This window comes from Acinetobacter sp. ESL0695 (genome assembly GCF_029392135.1).
Classification (GTDB): Bacteria; Pseudomonadota; Gammaproteobacteria; order Pseudomonadales; family Moraxellaceae; genus Acinetobacter; species Acinetobacter pollinis.
On sequence record NZ_CP113932.1, the window covers coordinates 2238520 to 2261914 of the forward strand.

At 37.6% G+C, this 23395-nt stretch carries 14 protein-coding genes; 8 read left to right on the forward strand and 6 right to left on the reverse strand.

All coding sequences use genetic code 11. The features are described 5' to 3' along the window. Positions 1-50: 50 nt before the first annotated feature. Both uvrC and lpxO read right to left on the reverse strand, forming a co-directional pair. Positions 51-1850 carry an excinuclease ABC subunit UvrC gene (uvrC, locus tag OZX61_RS10785; protein ID WP_277094779.1) on the reverse strand — a complete coding sequence of 600 codons (1800 nt, stop codon included), beginning with the start codon at positions 1848-1850 and terminating at the stop codon, positions 51-53. A 154-nt stretch (positions 1851-2004) separates the two neighbouring features. After that, the gene (gene lpxO, locus OZX61_RS10790) at positions 2005-2925 is read right to left on the reverse strand and encodes a lipid A hydroxylase LpxO (protein WP_277094780.1); all 921 of its coding nucleotides are present in this window, start codon (positions 2923-2925) and stop codon (positions 2005-2007) included. Positions 2926-3217: 292 nt separating this feature from the next. Between lpxO and OZX61_RS10795 the strand changes: the two genes are divergently transcribed. The 6 genes from OZX61_RS10795 (at position 3218) to OZX61_RS10820 (ending at position 9061) form a co-directional block, all read left to right on the forward strand. Next, complete coding sequence (locus tag OZX61_RS10795; protein ID WP_277094781.1) at positions 3218-5359, forward strand: 3-hydroxyacyl-CoA dehydrogenase NAD-binding domain-containing protein; 2142 nt, start codon at positions 3218-3220, stop codon at positions 5357-5359. Then, positions 5359-6468, forward strand: a complete 1110-nt coding sequence (gene fadA / locus OZX61_RS10800; protein ID WP_277094782.1) for an acetyl-CoA C-acyltransferase — start codon at positions 5359-5361, stop codon at positions 6466-6468. Before OZX61_RS10795 ends, fadA begins: the two co-directional genes overlap by 1 nt. Positions 6469-6590: 122 nt before the next feature. Continuing rightward, entirely contained in the window at positions 6591-7292 is a 702-nt protein-coding gene (locus tag OZX61_RS10805; RefSeq protein ID WP_195770880.1) for a DsbA family oxidoreductase, read from the forward strand. A 114-nt stretch (positions 7293-7406) separates the two neighbouring features. Continuing rightward, positions 7407-7601: a hypothetical protein gene (locus OZX61_RS10810; RefSeq protein ID WP_195770879.1), complete on the forward strand. Its 195-nt coding sequence runs from the start codon at positions 7407-7409 to the stop codon at positions 7599-7601. Continuing rightward, entirely contained in the window at positions 7598-8062 is a 465-nt protein-coding gene (locus OZX61_RS10815) for a hypothetical protein (RefSeq protein ID WP_195770878.1), read from the forward strand. The genes OZX61_RS10810 and OZX61_RS10815 overlap by 4 nt, the downstream gene beginning before the upstream one ends. Positions 8063-8113: 51 nt before the next feature. Beyond that, positions 8114-9061, forward strand: a complete 948-nt coding sequence (locus tag OZX61_RS10820; RefSeq protein ID WP_277094783.1) for a hypothetical protein — start codon at positions 8114-8116, stop codon at positions 9059-9061. A gap of 50 nt (positions 9062-9111) precedes the next feature. Here OZX61_RS10820 and htpG read toward each other — a convergent pair whose 3' ends face one another. Both htpG and OZX61_RS10830 read right to left on the reverse strand, forming a co-directional pair. Then, on the reverse strand, positions 9112-11034 hold the full coding sequence (htpG, locus tag OZX61_RS10825; RefSeq protein WP_277094784.1) for a molecular chaperone HtpG: 1923 nt from the start codon (positions 11032-11034) through the stop codon (positions 9112-9114). Positions 11035-11316: 282 nt separating this feature from the next. Beyond that, on the reverse strand, positions 11317-11928 hold the full coding sequence (locus tag OZX61_RS10830; protein WP_277094785.1) for an OmpW family outer membrane protein: 612 nt from the start codon (positions 11926-11928) through the stop codon (positions 11317-11319). A 399-nt stretch (positions 11929-12327) separates the two neighbouring features. Between OZX61_RS10830 and OZX61_RS10835 the strand changes: the two genes are divergently transcribed. Next, the gene (locus OZX61_RS10835) at positions 12328-13695 is read left to right on the forward strand and encodes an amino acid permease (RefSeq protein WP_211140192.1); all 1368 of its coding nucleotides are present in this window, start codon (positions 12328-12330) and stop codon (positions 13693-13695) included. A gap of 82 nt (positions 13696-13777) precedes the next feature. Continuing rightward, positions 13778-14968, forward strand: coding sequence for an MFS transporter (locus OZX61_RS10840; RefSeq protein WP_277094786.1), 1191 nt, complete (start codon positions 13778-13780; stop codon positions 14966-14968). 32 nt (positions 14969-15000) lie between these two features. Here the strand turns inward: OZX61_RS10840 and rpoC are convergent, their stop codons facing one another. Both rpoC and rpoB read right to left on the reverse strand, forming a co-directional pair. After that, on the reverse strand, positions 15001-19194 hold the full coding sequence (rpoC, locus tag OZX61_RS10845) for a DNA-directed RNA polymerase subunit beta' (RefSeq protein WP_277095660.1): 4194 nt from the start codon (positions 19192-19194) through the stop codon (positions 15001-15003). Positions 19195-19285: 91 nt separating this feature from the next. Next, positions 19286-23371, reverse strand: a complete 4086-nt coding sequence (gene rpoB / locus OZX61_RS10850) for a DNA-directed RNA polymerase subunit beta (protein ID WP_195771592.1) — start codon at positions 23369-23371, stop codon at positions 19286-19288. Between the last annotated feature and the right edge of the window lie 24 nt (positions 23372-23395).

Here is a 23395-nt window from a genome sequence, read left to right on the forward strand (position 1 = left end):
ATGTCGACTAGAAGCGTAATAAACTTTTCTCAACTCAAAGAAACCTCGAATTATTCATGCAATACCTTATAAATCGTACGTGCCATCGACGTACCAATACCTAAAACCCCCGTCAATTCCTTTTCAGATGCCCTTAAAACACCTTGAATCCCTCCAAAATGCGTTAGTAAGTCACGTCTTCGTTTAGGCCCAAGCCCCGGAATAACTTCTAATACTGAACCTGCACGGCGCTTATCTCGTTTTGCACGATGTTTTGTAATAGCAAAACGATGTGCTTCATCACGTACTTGTTGAATAAGATGTAACGCTTTGTGATCCTCTGGCAACTGTATTTTTTCACCATTTGTGAAATGTAATGTTTCTAGTCCCGGTTTTCTTCCCTCACCTTTAGAAACGCCCACCATAAAAGGATCAAGATTTAAATCTTTCATCACTTGCATTGCCATATGCAACTGCCCCTTACCTCCATCAATCAATAGTAAGTCAGGAAGTAATGCTTTTTTATAACGTCGTGTTAGTGCTTGTCGCATTGCAGCATAATCATCTCCGGCCTGAATATCTTCAATAGAAAATTGGCGATAATCTCGCTTTCTCATTCCACCTTGATCGAATACCACACACGATGCAATGGTTGCTTCGCCCATAGTATGACTAATGTCAAAACACTCAATACGATCTACTTTTTTATTTAAAACTTGTTCTAACTGATGAAAGCGTTCATTCAATTCTAAATGATGATTTAATTGCCCTTTAATCGCATGCTGAACATTCATTTGTGCCAACTCTAGCCATTCAGCTCGAGTTTCCCTCACACTATGTTTAATCGTGACCTTTTTCTTAAAGGCTTCATAAAATGCTTCTTCAAGTTGTGTTTGGTCTGTCAATTTTTGATTAACAATCAATTCTTGAGGAATTTCATCTGCAACCTGAAAATAAAAATTAGCAATAAAATCGCTCAGCATTTGCCCTAAATTACTTCCCATCATATCTGGAAAATAACTTTTTCCTCCGAGCATTTGACCATTACGCACATGCATGACTTGAACACAAGTTACACCCGCCATATAAGCAATTGCTAAAATGTCTGCCTCACCCTTAAACGTATACACCGCTTGCTGTGCAGCCACTTCACGAAGTAAGCCTAAACGATCTCTATAAAATACTGCTTTTTCAAATTCTAATTGTTCAGCAGCCATTTCCATTTTTTGAATCAATTCATGATTCAATGCTTTAGTATCACCCTGTAAAAATTGAATAGAGTTTTTAACATCTTGCGCATAACTTTCAGGTGAAATCAGTCCTACGCAAGGCGCTGTACAACGCTTAATTTGATATTGTAGACATGGTCTTTTTCGCTGTGAAAAATAGCTATTTTCACACTGCCTCACATTAAATAACTTTTGAAGTGTCAACAACATATCTCGTGCACTTTGTGCACTCGGATAAGGCCCAAAAAACTTACCTGTTTGATGATTCCCTTTGCCACGACCACTTGCAATTCTAGGGTATGGCCGATCTGCAGAAACATAAATATAGATATAAGACTTATCATCCCTAAGCATAATATTGTAAGGAGGACGATGCTCTTTAATGAGGTTTTGCTCAAGCAATAAAGCTTCAGTTTCAGAACGAACAATTAACGTTTCTATATCATAAATACGTGCGACTAATGCTTGTGTTTTTGGATGCTCAATCGTTTTAACAAAATAACTCGAAACTCGATTTTTTAAATTTTTTGCTTTTCCAACATATAAAAGCTCACCATTTTTTCCTAGCATTTTGTACACACCAGGTAGCTGTGTCATATGAAGAAGAACTTTTTCTATATGTGGACGAGCATTCGGATTCACAGTATTCCTTTTTCAATCAATTGAATTACATAACATAAGCTATGTATTGGACATCGTAGATAAAGTTTCAAGTCTCAGATACATCAAAACAATAAAAATGCACCCAATAGACCAGATTAAAATCCAATCTTTTTAGATGCACTTTTAAGCTACATTATGATTTAAAAATATAAGGACGAATAAAAATAAGGAAGAAAATGCCCAACATTAATGCCCATTTTAAAATGTAATATATTGTTTTATTGGCTTTTTTAAGTGCTTTTGCTTGTATACGAATTTGATATACATAACCAAAAGCTTTATTTAGTCCTCCAGTTTGGTCACCTGCCTCATTCGGTGAGCTTGCGGCGGTCATGACTTTCTTTCCAAACCAGTGGTTAAATTTTTCCATCCATTTTGTTTTGAGGGGACGTTCTACATCACAAAATAAAATAATACGATTTTGAGCAGTGGTATTTTCAGCATAGTGTATATAGGTTTCATCAAATACAACACTTTCACCGTTACGCCAAGAATAACGCTCACCATCAACATCAATAAAACAACGATCATCATTCGGTGTTAATAATCCCAAATGATAGCGCAATGAACCTGCATAAGGATCTCGATGACGCACCAAGCGACTATCTGGTGCAAGCTCTGTAAACATCGCAGCTTTAATACTAGGAAGGGTTTTAAGTAAGGCTGTTGTTTTTGGACAAAGTTCAGATGCAGATGGATGGCTAGATTCATACCATTTTAAATAAAACCGTTTCCATCCTGTTTTAAAAAATGAGTTAAAGCCAAGATCATTATATGTACTTGATGCTTTAATGCCTCCTCGATCATATAAAGCTTTTGCTTCATCACGAATCATTTCCCAATTGTCATCGAGTACTTTTAAATCTTTAAAATATTGAGTTTCTATATAAGGCTGATTAGGCACTTTAGAAAAGCAATACATTAAAAAATTAACTGGTGCGAGTAGTGTTGAATGATCAAAAAATTGACGATAAAACGAATGACGTACCTTACCCCGATACTGTATATACAGTGCAGATATCACAAATATCGCTAAAATAATCCATTTAGTCATAGAGCAATCACTTTTATTCTAAATACAAAAAATCACGTTAACTTTCAAGAATTCTCATTATATGAAAATCAATTAAAAAATACCTATAATTTTTCTAAAAATCCGTTAATTCCGACACTTTTTTATTAATAATGCATCCATATCACATATCGCTACTTAGCGAAAATAGAATAATACAGCAGACTTTATATAGTTATCGTAATATTCAGCAATAAGTTGATGTGCATCCATACAAATATATGCAAAATAGCAATACGTTTAATATTGGCAAAAAAATAAAGGAGATCAGCGCATGATCCATGCTGGCAATGCCATTACCGTTCGTATGTTGCAAAGCGGTATTGCAGAGTTACATTTTCATTCACACGAGTATTCAGTGAATAAGTTTGATCATGCCATCTTAGAAGAGTTCGAAACGGCGTTAGAGTGCATTGAAACTCAGCAAGATATTCAAGGTTTAATTCTTACCTTTACAAAAGATCATTGTTCTTTAGAAAATGAAATTCAAATTTATCAGCAATATACACAAGAAAATACAGACGAACTACATACACATTTAACTAAAATTCAAGATCTCACAAACCATATTGAAGACTTGCCTTTTCCTACTGTGGCAGTAATTCAGCATCATGTCACTGGCAGTGACTTCGCCATTACATTAGCATGTGATTATCGAGTTAGTGCTGAGCATTTGAAAATTGGGTTATTAACAACAACATTGGGAACGCTTCCTACATTTAGCACATTTGTTCGCTTACCACGCCTTATAGGTATTGAATCGGCAATTAATTGGTTCACAGCTACAACAGATCGGGATACAAATTCAGCTTTTAAAGATGGACTCATTGATAACCTTGTTCATGAAGATCAGGTTATTGCCAGTGCCTTAGACATTTTACAACATGCAATACATGGGCATTTTAATTGGAAAAAACAAAGAGAGAGAAAACTAAACCCTCTTGAAATGACAGAAATAGAAAAGTTTGTTTCTTTTTATACGGCAAAACATGTTATCTCTACACAAAAAGATTTAACACATAATCTCATTCTCAAACTCCAAATCAAATCACTTGAAGAAACTGTAAATCTAGCACGTAATGAAGCAATTAAAATTGAACTGGATTACTTCAAAGAAATTCTTTCACTCACACAAATGCAAGCCCTTCTTAGTGCTGTAGAAAACCAAAGTTTTTACAATCAGCAGTTTATAAGATATGAAGAAAAAACAACCCCCATTTTAAATACAGCAATTCTAGGTACAAACTTACAAGCGAGCGAGCTAGCCATTCGCAGCGCAATACAAACACAGGCTGTTTTAATTAAAGTAAATGATGCCGAGCAGGCCAATCAAGTCATGCAAAACATTCGTACTACACTTGAGAATATGCATATTTCGCCACAGAAAACAGGCGAGCTTTTATGCCGTATTCGTCCAACATATACTCACGATATGATTTCAAAGGTAGATTTTGTTATAGAATGTTTGGCTCAACATCCAAAATCGAAAGTACAAGCCATTAAGGAAATCGAAAGTCAAATTGTTACTCGAGATACGATTATTGCTTCAGATATTTCAGCGATCTCTATTACACAAATTGCAAAAACACTTCAACGACCAAGTCAGTTTATTGGCCTACATTTTCTAGATGAAATTAGTTGTAATCATTTGGTTGAAGTTGTCTACGGTGAAGAAACAGCGCAAGAAACCATAGCCACTTGCATGACATTTACCAAGTCATTAAATAAAACTCCTATTCTGGTGAAAGATAATGCAGGCTTCTTTATTCACAGAGTTTTATTTCCTTATCTCAATGCGTTTGAAACACTCGTTACCCTAGGCATAGATTTTCAACAAATCGACCAAATAATGGAAAAATCTGGTTGGAAATATGGCCCTGCAACACTCCTCGATAAAATAGGAATACCAGCTTTTTTAGATATAGCAAAGCTCCTTGCTGAAAGCTACCCTGAGCGTGTGCACTACGAGGCTGACACAAGTATCATTTCTTTATTACATGCTGCTGAACGTTTAGGTCGCCAAAATCATAAAGGGTTCTACCAATATAAAAATAATGCACAAATAAGAGATGGTGCAGTGTATGAAATATTAGAATCTGCTACAGCAGACGAACGTAAAAACTTAGATACACATACAATTATTGACCGTTTAATGATCCCATTATGCAATGAAAGCATACGCTGTTTGGAAGAAAATATTATTTCCACGGCATATGAAGTTGACCTCGCACTTACAAGTATTGGCTTTCCGCTAAATAAAGGTGGCCCTTGTCGTTATATCGAGCAACTTGGAATCAAAGAATATATTGCTTTATGTAATACCTATTCAGATTTAGGCGAAAATTATAAAGCACCCAAACTATTACAAGAACTGGTCAAAAGTGGTCAGTCTTTATTTGATGTAGGAGTAAAATAATGGCACAACCTCATCCACGTGACATTGTTATTGTCGATGCAATTCGAACACCTATGGCAAATGTAGAGAGTGGTTTTTTTAAACATACGCATGCGAGCCAGCTTTCTGCATGTCTTGTGAGACATCTTATTGAAAGAAATAATTTTGATATTCATGATATTGAAGATGTAATTTGGGGCTCAGTTTATTCAGAGAATAAAAATATTGGTGGTGAAATTAGAAGTTTAGCAAACCTTGCTAAAACAACTGGTGGTCAAACCATTAATCGCTTAGATGGTTCATCTATGCAAGCATTGCATACTGCTGCCGCACAAATTGCGATGCACCAAGGAAATATTTTTATTGTGGGTGGTACTGAAGATCAAAGCTATACCACAACACAACACAATGGATTAAGTGCTGAAATTTTTGCACGTATGAATGGCATTACCCGTGAGCAACAAGATATTTTCACCCTTCAATCACATCAACGTGCTTGGCAAGCAACACAAAATGGGATGTTTGAAAAAGAAATTATGACGACCATCGGGTACAAGAAAAATGGATTTAAAACACCATTTAAACACGATGAAGTCATTCAACCACATCTTACTCTTTCTGACTTACAAAGATACGCACCTACTTTTGACACTGCTCAGGGTATCATTACCGATGCCACGATTGCACAAGCAGCAACCGGTGCTTCTTCACTTTTACTTATGTCTTATGAGTATGCAAAATTATCTAATTTAAAACCTCGAGCTGTCGTACGCTCAATGGCTATTGCAGGGTGTGATCAAGCAATGGTGGGATATGGCGCTGTTCCTGCCACACAAAAAGCCCTCAAACGTGCAGGGCTTTCTATGAAAAATATTCAAGCCATCGAAATTCATGAGTCTTCTGCTGCTGAAACACTGGCTATACTTAAAAATTTAGATCTTTTCGATCAACAAGATAAAGTCAATATCCATGGGGGAGCCTTGGCGCTTGGACATGCAAAAGGTAACTCTGGCACACGTATGATCACCACCCTACTTCACACGATGGAGCAAAAGAAAATTCTGTTTGGACTCGCCACTTTACCTATTGGTGACGGTCAAGGAATTGCAACAATTATCGAGCGTGTTTAGCTTAAAGTGCCATCCATATCTGAGATGGCACGTAAATTAATAGTCTGTTCGTTGAAATCCACTTGCCTTTTTTATAATGATCTCCATCATATTCCTTATCAGAATTAGTTATTGAGATACTTATGCGCGTAGACATTTGGTCAGATGTAGTTTGCCCTTTTTGCTATATCGGAAAAAAACGCCTAGAACGTGTTGCAAAAGAGATGGAACTAGATCTTGAAATTCATTGGCATAGTTTCCAACTCGATGCCAAATCGCCGAGTAGCTACAATGTACCTACTACTGAATTAATTGCAAAAAAATACGGTCGTAGTATAGAAGAAATGGAACAAATGCAAACCCAAATTGCAGCAATGGCAGCGGAAGAAGGCATAGATTTCCAATGGAGAAAGACTAAAGCAGGCAATAGCTTTAATGCACATCGTGTAATACATCTTGCACAAAGTAAAGGTTTAGGTAATAAAGCAAAAGAAGCTTTCTTTTATGCATATATGACGGAAGGCTTAGCAATTGGTGAACGAGAGACTGTAGAGGAAATTGCTTCACGTATTGGTTTAGACAATGGTGAAGTAGAAGACATGTTAAATTCAGATGAATTTGCTGAATTTGTAAAATATGACGAAGATTTAGCACGTGATCAATTAAAAGTCACAGGTGTACCATTTTTTGTATTTGACCAACGTGTTGCACTTGCAGGTGCTCAGCCAGCACATGTTTTTAAAGAAGTGATTGAAAAAACACTTTCTTCTAAAGAGACAACAATAGACACATCATCTGAACAGAATAAAGCTCAGTGCAATGATGATCAATGTGATGTGAAATAAAATCCACAAATTAAACAATTCGTGACCATTTTCTCAAATTAATGGTTGCGAATGCTACTTAATTAATCAAAAAAAGACTATAATTACACTTTTAAAACAAACAAAGCATATCGTATGCAACAGGTCAATGCATTCTTACAGGAAAAAATTTCAACAGCTGAGCTAGATATAGATCAACTGATTAAATTAATTCAGCAACACTCAAGCCCTGACAGTGTCGAATATAAATTATTAGAACTTACATTAAACCAAGTTTTGGCTGAGTACTTAAGAAAAGCTGAATCTTGCATTTCAGGCATTCACTCATGAATTTATTGGAAAAAGCACGTTTAATTCAAGAAATACGTGATAATTTAAAACAAATTGAACACTCAGATACGCTTATTGAAAAAGCGAAGGCGACCTATCGCTTAAAAGAAATTATTCAAATATGTAGCCAACCAAATTTACTTCAAGCAAAAAAAAACACTACTGTTTTACCTGAGGAAAAAGACTCTATTTTAGACATTGTACAAACCTCTGAATATAAACAAAGTTATTGTGGTGCATACCATAATAAGCAAATGCTTTTAAGCCAATTGAATAAATGCAATGCTCCACAATGGGCAATTCTTTATCAAACCAATCAAACATTTTGGCAAATTTGGATTAATTTAGGTCCCCATCGCAGTATTATTTATTCTGACTGGTATCGTCAATTAAAAGACGCTTACACATGGCTTATCGAACAACAACAGTTTTTTCTACATTTAAAGAAAGACTTAAGTTAATATCGTTAGGCTTATTGTTCTCCCCTTTCCTTTAACTTTTGTATTTAGTAGATGATGTTTATCCAACGTCAAATTATCTATACTTGCTCTTGTATTGCTTTATGTACTTTACCTCAAGTGGCATATACGGCTATTTCCAAAAGCTGTTTACCCTCTCAAACCTCTCTAATTTTAAAACGTGCTCAACATCGATCTCTAACGGCACATAAAAAAAATAAGAAAAATACTTATAGTAACATTCCTCTAGATGCTGCCCCTTTAGAGGATATTACTGCGGTAGAAGAACCTCCTTTAGATTTTGACCCGTACTCGCCAGCTTTTGCCGAGCAACTCTTAGAAGTATTTGGAAAAGATTCACTGTCATTACGCTTACAAAAAGATGAAAAGAAACATACTAAACAGCGGACGCTAGGTATACATAAAAGCAAGCATAAAACCACAAAGAAAGAAAAAGAAAAGCTTTGGGTAAGTGAGGTGTTTGGCGAGCTTTCAAAAATGCTCCCATTTGAAAATGGTATGGATATCGGATCTAACTCCACAACAGATGTGTATGTTCAAGTAAGCGCAGAAAAAAACTGGGACTTATTTTTAAACTGGAAGCTTGATGCCAGTCAAACTTTCCGTTACGGTGCTCAAAGTAGAAACTATTCTGAAACTGACTTTAATTTTACTCAAAAAAGCTCCGATACAGATCTCGCATCGAATCAATTTTCTATTGTAAAAAGCTACGCGGAAGAGTTTACATGGAGCGATAAACTCTTTATGCAAAAAGAATTTTTTGGTAAAAAAAGAATTACCTACGGGATTTATACCAGTGGCATCTATAACAAAGAAAAGAAAGATGTAGAACTACAAAGTTGGGGGCCCTATTTTGGTTGGCGTGTTCCTATTTGGAGAAACTGGATTTTTTTAGAGCATGATATTTCTTATTATCGCGATAGTACTGCAACAGATGGTTATTCATTTAGTTCAAACTTACAGTTTGAAGCCAGCTTCTAAATAAAAAGCTGAACGTTTCGTAAAACGTTCAGCTTAATAAACGAGTTAGATTATTTCATGAGTAGACTATTAATACGTTTTACGTATTCAGCAGGGTCCTCAGGTAAACCACCTTCTGCAATCACAGCCTGATCAAAGATTACATTTGCAAGATCGTCGAACTGTCCTGTTTGCTCCAATTTCTTCACCAATGGATGCTCAGGATTAATTTCTAATGTTGGTTTTACATCAGGTACAGCCTGTCCTGCTTGCTTTAACATACGCACAAGTTGAGGAGAAAGTTCTCCTTCGCTAGTCACTAAACATGCTGGAGAATCAACTAAGCGTGTCGTCACACGTACTTCTTTCGTTTTATCTTTCAGCGCATCACTGAGTTTTTCTACGATTGGTTTAAATTGAGCTTGTGCTTCTTCTAACGCTTTTTTCTCTTCAGCATCTTGTAAATCACCAAGATCTACCGCACCTTTAGCAATACTCTGCATTGGCATACCATCAAACTCATGCACAAAGTTCATTGCCCATTCATCTACACGGTCAGCCATTAGTAAAACTTCAATACCTTTTTTCTTGAAAAGTTCAAGCTGTGGTGAATTTTTTGCCGCTGTTAAGCTGTCTGCAGTCACATAATAAATAGACTTTTGGCCTTCCTTCATACGTGCTTTATAGTCAGCCAATGATGTTGAAATTTCATCATTAGTCGACGTTGCAAAACGTAATAACTTTAAGATACGGTCACGATTTGAAAAATCTTCACCTAAACCTTCTTTAATGACTGAACCAAATTCAGCATAAAACTTTTTGAATTTCTCTTGGTCTTTTTCATCTTCAGATTTTGCTAAACCATCTAGCAATGTAAGTACACGACGCGCATTCCCTTCACGAATCAGTTTTACATCACGGCTTTCTTGCAATAACTCACGACTTACATTCAATGGTAAATCTGCACTGTCTACCACACCTTGAACAAAACGTAAGTAGTTTGGAATTAAGTTATCAGCATCATCCATAATAAATACACGTTTTACATAAAGCTTAATACCTGCTTTTGCATCGCGTGTAAAAATGTCTTGTGAAGCTTTGCTCGGAATGTAAAGAAGTTGTGTATATTCAGTATTTCCCTCTACACGGTTATGAGACCAAGCCAAAGGCGCCTCATAATCATGTGTCAGATTTTTATAGAACTCAACATATTGCTCTTCTGTCACATCATTTTTATTACGCGTCCACAATGCACTTGCAGAGTTCATCGCTTCCCATTCATCTGTTTTGACCATTTGACCGCCTTTAGGTTCTTCACCCTCAGCAGTTTCTTCCTCTTGCCAAACTTCTTTTTGCATTTGAATTGGAAGACTAATATGGTCTGAATATTTATTAATAATCTGCTTAACTTTATGGCTTTCTAAATACTGCAATGCATCATCACGCAAATGCAAAATAATGTCTGTACCACGAGACGTTTTTTCAATTTCTTGAACTTCAAAATCGCCTGTACCACCGCTAATCCAGCGAACTCCTTCATTTTCTTGGAGACCTGCACGACGTGATTCAACAACTATTTTATCTGCAACAATAAAACCCGAGTAGAAACCTACACCAAATTGACCTATTAACTGCGCATCAGATTTCTGATCGCCTGTTAATTTAGACATAAAATCTTTTGTCCCAGATTTAGCAATCGTACCTAAGTTATCAATCGCTTCTTGTTGGCTTAAACCAATTCCATTATCTGAAATGGTAATTGTTTTAGCATCTTTATCTAAAATAACACGTACATGAAGATCAGGATCATTTTCATAAAAATCGGGATGATTAATTCCCTCAAAACGGAGTTTGTCACATGCATCTGAAGCATTGGAAACCAACTCTCTTAGAAAGATTTCTGGATTCGAATATAAAGAATGCGTCACCAAATGCAACAGTTGAGCAACCTCTGCTTGGAAACTATAGTTTTGTGAATGACCTTCGCTACTCATGAATTACCTCTTCGTATTAATGGTACTTATTGTATGAATACCCTATGAATGGAGGAAGCATGAGTATTTTTCAAGATAATTTTTTAATTTTTTTAAACATCAATATCCTACTGTTCAGTTGACATAAAAAAACCTCACTCTAGAGGAGCGAGGTGCGCTTATTATTATAAGTAGTGACAAATGGCTCAAACACCCTTGTTATATTTATTATTATGATGCGCCTTATTATTATTTTAATTATTAGCGCTTATTATTTTTATAAAAAAATTATTATTATTTTATTTAAAAATGATAACTATAACCTAATGTATAAACCCAAGGATTTACTTTTAGGTCACCAATATTATTACCATCTAGTTTTAGTTTAGATTTTACATTTGCATAACGCACATCCGCAAATAATCCCCAGTGTGTTGACTGTTTAGGTTTAAAATTAAATCCAATTTGTCCAGCAACACCATAAGCAACTTTTGCATCTAGATCATGCCCTGCAATAGGACCTGTTGTTTTTTCACTAAATGGAAGAACTGCTGTTGCACCAATACCAACATATGGCGTGAATTGAGATACATTATTAAAGTTATACTTCACTGTTAATGTTGGTGGTAAATGCTTGAAAGATGCTATTTTTGTTCCATTACTTGTCACATCATGTTTAAACGGAGTTGCAAGTAAAAGTTCCGTAGAAATGTTTGTATTAGTAAAAAAATATTCTATAGATGGTGTAAAGCTATAAGCTGTATCTGCTTTCACATGAGGAACAGCTCCATTTGCTAAGGTATTATTATCTTCACTTGGCACTAATGCACTTGCCCCAATTTTCACTTGGAAATTCCCTGCAAAACTTGCAGAAGAAATAGAAACTAAAGCTATAAATAATGCTTTCTTAATCATTTTAAAAACTTCTTAACTACCATTAATTTAATATTATTAATATTAAATTAATTATGCAAGATTATTTTAATAATTTTTTAATAATCATTAATAAATTATTGTTTAATATTGTTTTTTATTATAATCATACTATTTTAGTCGGTTTTATATTAATCCAACCATTATAGTCGGATTAATATAACCAAGCATTATAGTAAAGTATTTTAAATAACCAAAAATATATTATATTAAAAATATAATATAAAAATAAAAAATAATTGAGCAAAATTATCGACTATGGCCACTTAGTAACAAGAGTAAAAAATAGACAGTTTTTAAGCAGTTGTTTAGGATGAATGAATATTATGTGGACTCATTGACTCGCTTCTATACAATATGTGGCAAGGATTGGAGTAAATAATGTCACAGACATCATCTTTAAAGCGTGGATTAAGTACGCGCCACATACGTTTTTTGGGGCTCGGTTCTGCTATAGGAACTGGGCTCTTTTATGGTTCAGCCTCTGCAATTCAATTGGCTGGCCCATCTGTTATTCTTGCTTATATTTTAGCAGGCCTCGCAATTTATGTTGTTATGCGAGCACTTGGAGAAATGGCAGTACATAACCCTGTTTCAGACTCTTTTAGTCGCTATGCAACCGAATACATAGGGCCACTTTGGGGGTTTACCGCAGGTTGGACTTATGTCTTTGAAATGGTCATCGTTGCTATCGCAGATGTGACCGCCTTTGGTATTTATATGGGCTTTTGGTTTCCCGATGTCCCTCGTTGGATCTGGATTCTATCACTCATTTTTTTCTTAGGTGGTATTAACCTCATTCATGTTAAAGTATATGGTGAACTCGAATTTTGGCTTTCTATTATTAAAGTCAGTGCCATTATCGCAATGATTCTCGGCGGTTTAGGAATTCTTATTTATGGATTTCATTTACCACAATCGACTGTTAATCCAAGTATCACAAACCTTTGGCAACACGGTGGCTTCATGCCAAATGGTATTGTAGGTTTTATTGCATGTTTTTCTGTTGTTGTTTTTGCTTTTGGTGGTGTAGAGGTTATCGGTATTACTGCTGGTGAATCAAAAGACCCTAAAAAAGCAATTCCACATGCAATTAATGCTGTACCTTTTCGTATTCTTTTATTTTATGTACTTACAATCTTCGTATTACTCTCTATTTTCCCATGGAATCAAATCGGCAGTAATGGTAGTCCGTTTGTACAAATCTTTGAAGGTTTAGGCATTAAATCTGCTGCGGCTGTATTAAATATTGTTGTAATTACTGCTGCAATTTCAGCAATTAATAGCGATGTATTCGGTGCTGGTCGCATGATGTATGGTATGGCTAAAAAGGGCCAAGCACCTCAAAGTTTTAGTAAAACATCTAGGTATGGTGTGCCATGGATGACCGTTGTGGTTATGGCTGGTGTACTCCTTGTTGGTGTGATATTAAACTACCTCATTCCAGAAAATGTTTTCGAAATCATTGCTTCAATTGGTACTTTTGCAACCGTTTACGTATGGCTCATGATCTTACTCGCTCACTTTGGTATGCGTAAAAAATTATCAAAAGATGAAATCAAGCAGTTAGATTTTCCTATTGTTGGCTGGCCAATTGCACCTATTTTGGCAACACTCTTTATGCTATTTGTGATTGGTTTAATTGGTTATTTTCCAAGTTTAAGACCTGCTCTTTATGTAGGTGGTGTCTGGTTAATTTTATTGGTTATAGTTTATATAATCTTTATCAAGCCTAAAAAAGCCATCTAAATAAAAGCCCACAATCGTGGGCTTTTTTATCTCTAATCCATTTATAATAAAAAAATCAAAAATACATCAAAATGATAAATAAATGAAAAACCCATCAATAGCTTGCTTAAGCATCGCTTTCGTTTTTTTAATTAATATGCTGGGTACAACCTTACCAACAGCAATTTATCCAATTTATCAAGCACATGAGCATATTACCAGCCTCACGATTACTCTAATTTTTGCAACCTACGCACTGGGTGTAATCTCTGCCTTGCTCATTATGGGCAGTTGGTCTGATCAGTTAGGTCGTAAGCCAATGCTATTTTTAGGACTTTTATTTTCCATTATTTCTGCACTTTGTTTTGCATTCGGAGATGCTTTAGGTTTTTGGTTTATTGCAAGGCTCTTTTCTGGTTTTTCAGCAGGGCTTTATGCATCAACTGCAACAGTCATGATATTAGAACTTGCTCCAAAACATTGGAGTAAGGTCGCAACACTTATCGCAAGTGGTGCAAATATTTTGGGTCTAGGTCTAGGACCAATCGTAGGAGGAATCATTATAGAAACCCTTCCTTCTCCTGAAATGATGCCTTATTTAATTCATCTTATACTTACTCTATTTGCAGGTTTAGTTCTCTACTTCATTCCAGAAAGTCGAAAAAAAGCCTCTCAAATTAAGCTAAAGGTACAAAAGCTTTCACTTCCTCATGAAGTTAAAAGTATCTTTGTTCCAGTAACTATCGCTGGATTCTCGGGTTTTATGGTCATGGGATTTTACTCCTCAATGATTCCATCCATTTTGAATCATATTTTTGAGATTCATCATGCTATTCAAATTGGCCTCACCATTTTTATTTTGTTTATTGCTTCAGTAATTGGACAAGTAAGTGAACCTTTCATTCCAAAACAAAAAAGAGAGTTTGTTGGCTGCTACACTCTTTTATTAGGGCTTATTCCATTTTTCTTTTGTATTGCCTTACAAAGCTTTACTTTGCTTTGTATTGCCACAGCTCTATGTGGCTGGGGTCAGGGACTAAGTTTTAGATCGTGTTTAGCAAACTTGGCTCAGCACAGTCCAGATGCTTATAAGGCCTCTATTACATCTAGCTTCTTCGTCATTATTTATTTAGGTATGTCTACACCTGTTATTGGTATGGGTATACTCAACCAATTTGTTACACTGAAAACTGCAACCTTTTCCTATCTGCTTGCCGTTTTTATTATTCTTACTACCGCAATTTTTTTATTGCGTCGGTACTATCAATCTATAGATATAAAAAAGGCACCCTAAGGTGCCTTTTTTGTGATTCATTCTAATTTTACTTAGAATTGCTCTTCATTTAATGCTTGGCTAAATGCTTGATCAACGTCGCTAAAGTCATTGTGAAGCTCGTATTCTGCAGCTTCAGACTCTTGACGACGACGTTCTAGGTGATACGCCAAACCAGTACCTGCTGGTATTAGACGACCTACAACAACGTTTTCTTTTAGACCACGTAAATCATCTTCTTTACCTGTTACCGCAGCTTCTGTTAAGACACGTGTTGTCTCTTGGAACGATGCAGCAGAGATAAATGAATCTGTAGATAATGATGCTTTCGTAATACCCATCAATTGACGGTCAAACTTCGCAGGGAACTTGTTTTGTGCCAATACCGCTAGGTTTTCTTGCATTACACGGATGTAATCTACTTGCTCACCTTTGATGAAGCTTGTATCACCACCGTCAACAATATCTACTTTACGAAGCATTTGACGAACAACAACTTCGATGTGCTTATCGTTGATTTTTACACCTTGTAAACGGTAAACATCTTGTACTTCATTAACGATATAGTTTGTTAATGCAACTTCGCCTTTTAGACGTAAGATGTCATGTGGATTCTGTGGACCATCAGAGATCACTTCACCACGGTTTACATGCTCGCCTTCAAATACGTTGATTTGACGCCATTTTGGAATCAATTCTTCGTAGATTTCAGCACCATCATCAGGTGTAATTACAAGACGATATTTACCTTTAGTCTCTTTACCAAAGCTTACAACACCTGAAATTTCAGCAAGGATTGCATGTTCTTTTGGCTTACGTGCTTCGAACAAGTCAGCAACACGTGGAAGACCACCGGTAATATCACGTGTACGCGATGATTCTTGTGGTACACGACCAATAACATCACCTACACCAATTGTTTCGCCGTCACGAACAGTCACAATTGTGTTTTGTGGTAGGAAGTAGAACTGCTCACCACCATCTGCTGTATCAAGTACAATCGCTGGACGTAAATCTTTACCAGAAGCAGGACGTGCTGTTACAGGTAAGATTTCAACAGTTGTCATACCTGTTGTGTCATCAGTTTTCGATGTTGCAGTCGAACCATCCACAATTTGTGAGAAGCGTGCTTTACCAGCAACTTCTGTTACAAGTGGATGTGTATGCGGATCCCATGTTGCAACGATACCGCCAGCTTCTACAGCTTGACCATCTTTAAGTAAGATGCTTGCACCGTAAGGTAGTTTATAACGCTCGCGCTCACGACCTAACTCATCTGCAATACCGACTTCACCAGAACGTGACACAGAAACTTGGTGTCCTTTCGAGTGTTGTACAGTTTTCACATTATGGAAACGTACAGTACCTTTATTACGTACTTGAACACTGTTTGCAGCAGATGTTCTGCTTGCTGCACCACCAACGTGGAACGTACGCATTGTTAACTGTGTACCCGGCTCACCAATAGATTGAGCAGCCATTACACCCACAGATTCACCTGGATTTACCAAGTGACCACGAGCAAGGTCACGACCGTAACAGTTCGCACACACACCAAATGTAGATTCACAGCTTACAACTGAACGAACCTTAACTTCATCGACACCTGCCTCTTCAAGGTAAGCAGCGATTTTTTCATCAATGAGCGTCCCTTTCGGTAAAACGATCTCATCATCAGAAGCACGACGTACATCTTCAGCAGTTACACGACCAAGTACACGATCACGTAATGCTTCAATTACATCACCACCTTGAATTAATGGTGTCATGACTAAGCCACCAGCAGTACCACAATCTGGTTCTGTGATTACTAAATCTTGTGCAACGTCTACTAGACGACGTGTTAGATAACCCGAGTTCGCTGTCTTCAATGCTGTATCGGCCAAACCTTTACGCGCACCGTGCGTTGAAATAAAGTACTGAAGTACTGTTAGACCTTCGCGGAAGTTTGCTTTAATCGGTGTTTCAATAATCGAGCCATCTGGTTTTGCCATCAGACCACGCATACCTGCAAGCTGACGAATCTGTGCAGCACTACCACGCGCTCCAGAATCCGACATCATATAGATACTATTGAATGATTTTTGTTTCTCATCTTCACCTTTCTTGTTTTTAACAAGTGTAGAAGACAAGTTATCCATCATCGCTTTAGCAACTTGGTCGTTTGTACGCGCCCAAATATCGACAACTTTGTTATAACGTTCACCAGCAGTTACGAAACCTTGCTCGAATTGATCTTCAATTTCACGAACTTCAGCTTCTGCTTTATCAATAATGGCTTGTTTTGTTGGTGGAATCACCATATCTTCCATACCTACAGACACACCTGAGCGTGTTGCTTGACGGAAACCAAGATACATTAATTGGTCAGCAAAAATAACTGAGTCTTTTAGACCAAGTTTACGGTAACAAGTGTTAATCAACTTAGAAATGTTTTTCTTTGTCATTTCAAGGTTGATCATGTCAAAGCTTAACCCTTCAGGAACAATTTCCCAAAGTAAGCAACGACCTGGTGTTGTATCAACGATAATAGTTTGTTTTTCTCTATTACCATTTTCATCAATTACAGTTTGATGAACACGTACTTTCACACGTGCATGCATGTTCACTTGACGTGTTGCTAAAGCACGGTTTACTTCGTGAGTATCTGCAAACACCATACCTTCACCTTGCGCATTCACTGCATCACGTGTGATGTAGTAAAGACCCAATACAACGTCCTGAGAAGGTACGATGATTGGTTCACCATTGGCAGGTGACAAGATGTTGTTTGTAGACATCATTAATGCACGCGCTTCAAGCTGTGCTTCAAGTGTCAATGGTACGTGAACCGCCATTTGGTCACCATCGAAGTCGGCGTTAAATGCCGCACATACGAGTGGGTGTAGACGAATCGCTTTACCTTCAATAAGTACAGGTTCGAATGCTTGTAGACCAAGACGGTGAAGTGTTGGTGCACGGTTCAACATCACTGGGTGTTGACGAATTACGTTTGCAAGTACATCCCATACTTCAGGCGTTTCACGCTCAACCATTTTCTTCGCAGCTTTAATGGTTGTTGCTTGGCCTGATGCTTGTAGTTTTGCAAAAATAAATGGTTTGAATAATTCAAGTGCCATTTTTTTCGGTAAACCACATTGATGAAGACGTAGCGTTGGACCAACTGTAATTACAGAACGACCAGAATAATCTACACGCTTACCTAACAAGTTCTGACGGAAACGACCTTGCTTACCTTTGATCATGTCTGCCAAAGATTTCAGTGGACGTTTGTTAGAACCTGTAATTGCACGACCACGACGACCGTTATCAAGCAAGGCATCTACAGATTCTTGTAACATACGTTTTTCGTTACGCACAATAATGTCTGGCGCAGCTAAGTCTAAAAGACGTTTTAAACGGTTGTTACGGTTAATCACACGACGGTATAAATCGTTTAAGTCAGATGTCGCAAAACGACCACCTTCAAGTGGTACTAATGGACGTAGATCTGGTGGAAGTACTGGAAGTACATTTAACACCATCCACTCTGGCTTATTGTTTGACTGATGGAATGCTTCCATTAATTTCAAACGTTTAGATGCTTTTTTCAGCTTAGTTTCTGAAGTTGTTTGTGGAATTTCCTCACGTAAGCGAGAAATTTCTGCTTCAAGATCGATATCTTTTAATAGATCTTGTACAGCTTCAGCACCCATTTTTGCTGAGAACTCATCGCCATGCTCTTCTAAAGCTGTATAGTATTCTTCATCGTTAAGAAGCTGATACTTTTCAAGCTCTGTTAGACCTGGATCTGTAACTACATAAGATTCAAAATACAATACGCGTTCAATATCACGTAGTGTCATGTCAAGTAGTAAACCGATACGGCTTGGCAACGATTTTAAGAACCAAATATGTGCAGTTGGCGTTGCAAGCTCAATATGGCCCATACGTTCACGACGTACTTTCGCAGTCGTTACCTCTACGCCACATTTTTCACAAATAACGCCTTTGTACTTCATACGCTTGTATTTACCACACAAGCATTCGTAATCTTTTACTGGACCAAAGATTTTGGCACAGAATAGACCATCACGTTCTGGTTTAAACGTACGGTAATTGATGGTTTCAGGCTTTTTAACTTCGCCATGAGACCATGATTTAATCATTTCTGGTGATGCAAGACCAATACGGATGCGATCAAACTCAACTGGAGTATGACCGTCAGAGTCCGTTTTTTTACGCATGATATCGAGCAAGTCTTTCAATTCTTCTCTCCGTGTGCCGAGGGAATTCATGTATTCACTCGGCAGGGTCACAAATATTGTTTATTACTGAAAATTCGTGAAGCTTTACAGCTTAGTCACCATTTTTCAGTTCAATGTTGATACCTAAAGAACGGATCTCTTTGGTCAATACGTTGAATGACTCAGGCATTCCTGGATCCATATAATGGTTCCCATCTACAATATTCTTATAGATACGTGTACGACCTTCAACATCATCTGACTTCACAGTAAGCATTTCTTGTAGCGTATACGCTGCACCATATGCTTCTAATGCCCAGACTTCCATCTCACCAAAACGCTGACCACCAAACTGTGCTTTACCACCCAATGGCTGTTGCGTTACTAACGAGTAAGAACCCGTAGAACGTGCATGCATCTTGTCATCAACCAAGTGGTTCAACTTAAGCATGTACATGTAACCCACAGTTACTGGACGGTCAAACTGTTCACCTGTACGTCCATCAAACAATGTTTGTTGACCTGTACGTGGTAGTTCAGCGAGTTCTAATAACTCTTTAATTTGTTCTTCTTCAGCACCATCAAATACTGGTGTTGCTAAAGGAACACCTTTTTTCAGGTTACCAGCAAGGATTAAGACTTCATCATCAGTTAATGTTTCAAGCTCTTCTTGCTCTCCACCAACTTTGTTATAGATTTTGTCTAAGAATTCACGTAGCTCGGCAATTGTACGTTGCTGTTTGAGCATTTTATCAATTTGCTCGCCCAGACCTTTTGCTGCTAAACCTAAATGTGTTTCAAGAATCTGACCCACGTTCATACGTGAAGGTACACCCAACGGGTTAAGTACCACATCTACAGGTACACCATTGGCATCGTGTGGCATATCTTCAACAGGTAAGATGTTTGATACAACACCTTTGTTACCATGACGACCTGCCATCTTATCACCAGGCTGAATACGACGTTTTACAGCAAGATATACTTTAACAACTTTCAATACACCTGTTGTTAGTTCATCGCCTGTAGAAAGTTTGCGTTTCTTCTCTGCAAACTTCTCATCTATTTCAGCACTTTTCTCTTTCAAGTAAGTCTGGATCTGAGTAAGACGCTCTGCAATACCTTCATCAGAAGGCTGAATTTCAAGTAGATCTACCATTTCTAGTTGAGATAACTTGTCTTCAGTGAGTTGATCACCACGCTTAGTTGTGCCACCACCGTTAGACATTTGGTCTTTCAGTAGACGTACGATACGCTCACGTGCAGCTTCTTCAAAGATTTTGTATTCTTCTTTCAAGTCTTTACGGTAAGCGTCTAACTGTGCTTTTTCAATTGCAAGCGCACGCTCATCTTTTTCAAGACCATCACGTGTAAATACTTGTACGTCAATTACAGTACCTTTAGTACCTGATGGAACACGTAACGAAGAGTCTTTTACATCTGCAGCTTTTTCACCAAAGATTGCACGAAGTAATTTTTCTTCAGGTGTTAATTGTGTTTCACCTTTAGGCGTCACTTTACCTACAAGAATATCACCCGCTGTTACTTCAGCACCGATATAAACAATACCTGATTCATCTAACTTAGATAATGCAGCTTCACCAACGTTTGGAATATCGCCAGTAATTTCTTCAGCACCAAGTTTAGTATCACGTGCAACACATGATAATTCTTGAATATGGATTGATGTTAAACGATCTTCTTGAAGAACACGTTCTGATAATAGAATCGAGTCCTCATAGTTGTAACCATTCCATGTCATGAATGCAACACGCATGTTTTGACCAAGTGCCAATTCACCACCATCTGTAGATGGACCATCAGCAAGTACATCACCACGGCCAACTTTATCGCCTAGGTTAACCAGTACTTTTTGGTTAATACATGTGTTTTGGTTTGAACGTGTGTACTTAATCAGGTTATAGATATCTACACCTGCTTCACCCGCAACCATTTCACTTTCATTAACACGAATCACCACACGAGAAGCATCAACAAACTCAATAACACCACCACGTTGTGCGATTACACATACACCCGAGTCACGTGCAACATTTGCTTCCATACCTGTACCAACAAGCGGCTTATCAGCAAGAAGTGTCGGCACCGCCTGACGTTGCATGTTCGAACCCATCAATGCACGGTTCGCATCATCGTGTTCAAGGAACGGAATTAATGATGCTGCAACAGATACTACCTGTTGTGCAGATACATCCATATGCGTTACACGCTCAGGAGGCATACGCAGTGTTTCACCTTGGTGACGCACAGTAACCATTTCTTCAAGTAAGTGACCTGCTGGATCAACCACTGCATCGGCTTGTGCAATGACAGTACCTACTTCTTCAATTGCAGAGAGGTATTCTGTATCTTCAGTCACGCGCCCATCAACAACCTTACGGTAAGGTGTTTCTAGGAAACCAAAATGGTTTGCTTTAGAGTAGACTGAAAGCGAGTTAATCAAACCAATGTTTGGTCCCTCAGGTGTTTCAATCGGACATACACGACCATAATGAGTATGGTGTACGTCACGTACCTCAAAGCCCGCACGCTCACGTGTTAAACCACCTGGTCCGAGTGCAGACACACGACGCTTGTGTGTAATCTCAGACAATGGGTTGTTTTGATCCATGAACTGAGATAACTGGCTAGAACCAAAGAATTCTTTAATTGCTGCAGCAACAGGCTTCGCATTAATTAAATCTTGTGGTGATAAGTTATCTGTTTCAGCTTGGCTTAAACGCTCTTTAACTGCACGCTCAACACGAACTAAACCTACACGGAATTGGTTTTCTGTCATTTCACCAACAGAACGCACACGACGGTTACCTAAATGGTCGATGTCATCAACTTCACCTTTACCATTACGAATATCTACTAATGTACGCATTACATCAGTAATATCTTCGTTAGATAACACACCTTCTATTTCACGCGTTTTTTGATCTGTACCAACTTCGTATGGACGTCCTAAACGACGATTAAATTTCATACGACCAACAGCAGATAGATCATAACGTTCTGTAGAGAAGAACAAGTTATTAAATAAGTTCTCTGCTGCTTCTTTAGTTGGTGGCTCGCCTGGACGCATAACTTTGTAGATTTCTACAAGAGCTTCGTCACGATCACGTGTAATATCAGCACGTAACGAGTCAGCAATATAAGAACCACGATCGATATCATTTGTGAATAGGATGTTAAATTCTTTTACGCCACCCTCTGCAATTTTCACCATAACTTCATGGCTAAGTACAGTATTGGCAGGAATTACATCACCATCACGTAACGTGATATTTTCTGCAGTAATATGCTCGTAAAGGTACTCATCTGGTACTGCAAGTTTAGTTAATCCAGCAGCTTCCATTTGACGTACATGACGTGCATTAATACGTTTGCCCTGCTCAACAATAACTTTACCGCTATTGTCTGCAATATCAAACTGTGCCATTTCGCCACGCAGGCGTTCTGGAACCAATTCAATTTGATAGCTACCCATATCTAGGTAAACAGGAACTTTTTCATAGAACAAATCAAGAATTTGTTCATCAGTATAATTTAAGGCACGTAAGATCACAGTCGCAAGAAGTTTACGACGACGGTCAATACGTACATAGACTAAATCTTTGGCATCAAATTCAAAGTCTAACCATGAACCACGGTAAGGAATGATACGTGCAGAATAAAGTGTTTTATTCGAATGTGTTTTACCTTTATCACTATCGAAGAATACACCTGGAGAACGATGCAACTGCGATACAATTACACGCTCAGTACCATTAATTACAAATGTTCCGTTATCCGTCATTAATGGGATTTCACCCATATAGACTTCTTGTTCACGTACATCTTTAATTGCTTTTGTATCACGATCTTTAATGATCAAGCGAATTTTAACGCGCATTGGTGCTGCATAAGTTGAGCCACGGAGAATACACTCACGTACATCAAACTCAGGCTTACCAAGGCTATACTCTACAAATTCTAAAGCAGCATTGCCGGAATAACTTTCAATTGGGAAAACTGAACGAAACGCAGCTTGGAGACCAATATCTTCTCGGTTTTTTGGTAATTTACCATCTTGCAAAAACGTTCTGTACGAGTCGACTTGAATCGAAAGCAAGTACGGAACATCCATTACTTGGGGCAATTTACCAAAATTCTTACGGATCCGTTTTTTTTCGGTATATGAGTATGCCATCTGGAGTCCTCGGAAAGTACAAAA